The organism is Nocardioides sp., from assembly GCF_034670285.1.
GTDB lineage: Bacteria > Actinomycetota > Actinomycetes > Propionibacteriales > Nocardioidaceae > Nocardioides.
The window spans coordinates 1-2,013 of record NZ_JAXMNS010000532.1 but is presented as its reverse complement, the minus strand read 5'-3'; the positions used below and the strand labels follow the sequence as shown (position 1 = coordinate 2,013).

Sequence of the window (2,013 nt, the reverse complement as noted above, 5' to 3'; positions counted from 1 at the left end):
GTCGTCGGCGCTGCGCGCGATTTCGATGTTGACGCCCTCGTCGGCGAGCACGCGGGCGACGGCCTGGGCGCCGTCGGGACCGGGGTTGTCGGGGTCGAGGTCCGCGCTGCGCTCGACGGGACCCTGGGTGAGCACGACGACCGCGATGGCGGCCAGCAGCGCGACGAGGAGGAGCAGGCTCCATCGGTGACGCCGCCACGCGCCCGCCCGGGGCGGGTCTCCGGCGACGCGGCCGGCGGTGCCGCCGCTGAGGGTGCTGGTGGTCGTCATCGCGGGCTCCGCAACCGAGCGTCGAGGGCCAGCACGGCCTCGGCCTCGGCCCGGGCGGCCGGCCGGTCGCCGTACAGGACGGCGTCGAAGTGTCGGGCCGCAGCGTCGACCGCACGGCTCTCGGTGGGGTACTGGGTCACGAGCGCGACGGCGACCTCGTGCGCGGTGCTGCCCGGGGCGTCGTCGAGGCGGCCGCGCTCCACCTGGGCCACCGCGACGGCCCGGAACCCGTCGACCACGGCGTCGCCGAAGCGTGCTTCGGTCAGGGCGCGCTCGGCCCGGGAGCGCAGCTCGGCCGAGCTCACCACCTCCCGCGTCAGCACCGCCCCTCGGTCGTCGCTTCGTCGCGCGGTGCGTCGGGCGCGCGAGAGCAGCAGGCCCAGCGTGATCGCAAGGCCGACCACGATGGCGGTGACGGCGAGCCAGGTGAGCGCCGGCAGGGACGAGGCACCCTCGACGGTGCCGTCGATGAGTCGCTGGAGCCAGCCGAGGATCCGTTGCAGCAGGTCCTGGTCGTAGTACTGCGGATCGACGAGCTCGCGGCGCAGCGCACCGCGGGCATCGTCGGGGCTCGGCGCCAAGGGCGGCTCACCCACGCGCAGCACCACCTCGAGCACTAGCGCAGCACCCCGGCCTGACGCATGAGCTCCACGTCGTAGGCCTCCTTGCGGATGCGCTGGTCGAGGTACTGCAACGACGCGACGGCTGCGCTGAAGGGCGCCACGAACGCGGTCGAGACCACGCTGGCCAGGGCCTGGGTGCCGACCAGCAGCAGCAGCGCCTTGTCGGGGCCGACCGCGAGGACGCCGAGCTGGCCGCCGACGGAGATCGGCATCGACAAGATGCCGCCCGCGATGTTGACGAGCAGCACGGTCAGCAGGGCGATCCCGAAGGTGCGCCAGAACTGCCCGGCGGTCAGCCGGTAGCCCCGGCCGATCGCGCCGGTGATGCCGACGCCCTCGAGCATCAGGGCAGGCACCGGGAGGTAGTAGACCCGGATCCAGAACCACCAGAGTCCGGCGACGAAGGCCGGCACGGTCACCAGGCCCCACGCGACGATCGCCGCGGTGGGGAGCGTCAGTGCGACCACGATCCACAGCACGACGTAGACGGTGACCGCGACGGTGAGCATCAGCCCGAGCAGGAAGGAGAGCCCGACGAGTCGCAGGCGCTTGCCGCGGGTCGCCGCCCAGGCCTCCCCGAGGGACAGCTTCTTGCCGATCGCCGCCGCCGCGGTCACGTGCGCGACCATCCCGGTCACGAAGATGAGGCCGATCGCCTGGAGCACGCTGCCGAAGGCCAGTGCGCCGAAGGAGGCGATGAACCCCGCGAGGTCTGCGGTGTCGATGGTGAGGTCGCTCGACGGCTCCGCGGTGGCGTCGTAGGTCAGCCCCGTGGTGAACGTGAGGATCCCGGTCAGGAGCAGCGGGATCAGCATCGCGACCGCGGCCACGAGTACCGCCGACCCGACGGTCGCCTTGGGGTTGAAGCGGATGATCCGGAACGCGGCGTCGTAGATGTCTCCGAGCGAGAGCGGGCGCAGCGCCATCGCTCCGGGCTTGTGCGCCGCTCCGAGCATCCCGGGCAGGGGCAGGCGCGGGTCCGACGGCGGGGGAGCCTCGTACGACGCGTAGCCACCGCCGGGCGGCACAATGTCAGCCTGGTTGCCGAAGCCGGTAAAACGACGGCACTGGTTGGTCCTTCGGGCGCCGGCAAGACCACGATCGTCAATCTGTTGCCGCG

3 protein-coding genes and 1 pseudogene are annotated in these 2,013 nt (G+C 72.6%); 1 reads left to right on the top strand and 3 read right to left on the bottom strand.

The window, feature by feature from the left end; genetic code table 11:
* The 3 genes from VOI19_RS18670 to VOI19_RS18660 all read right to left on the bottom strand — a co-directional run.
* Positions 1-270 (bottom strand): hypothetical protein (locus VOI19_RS18670; RefSeq protein WP_323794442.1); only part of this gene is annotated, 270 nt, incomplete at its 3' end.
* Entirely contained in the window at positions 267-866 is a 600-nt protein-coding gene (locus VOI19_RS18665; protein WP_323794441.1) for a DUF4129 domain-containing protein, read from the bottom strand. The genes VOI19_RS18665 and VOI19_RS18670, both read right to left, overlap by 4 nt.
* Before the next feature lie 20 nt (positions 867-886).
* On the bottom strand, positions 887-1,819 hold the full coding sequence (locus tag VOI19_RS18660) for a hypothetical protein (RefSeq protein ID WP_416366410.1): 933 nt from the start codon (positions 1,817-1,819) through the stop codon (positions 887-889).
* A gap of 102 nt (positions 1,820-1,921) precedes the next feature.
* Between VOI19_RS18660 and VOI19_RS19395 the strand changes: the two are divergent.
* Positions 1,922-2,013 (top strand): annotated as a pseudogene (locus tag VOI19_RS19395) (ATP-binding cassette domain-containing protein); the annotation flags it as partial.

Excerpts from the sequence above, each read along its gene's own strand:
- VOI19_RS18660 (WP_416366410.1), bottom strand. The coding sequence starts at position 1,819 with ATGGCGCTGCGCCCGCTCTCGCTCGGAGACATCTACGACGCCGCGTTC.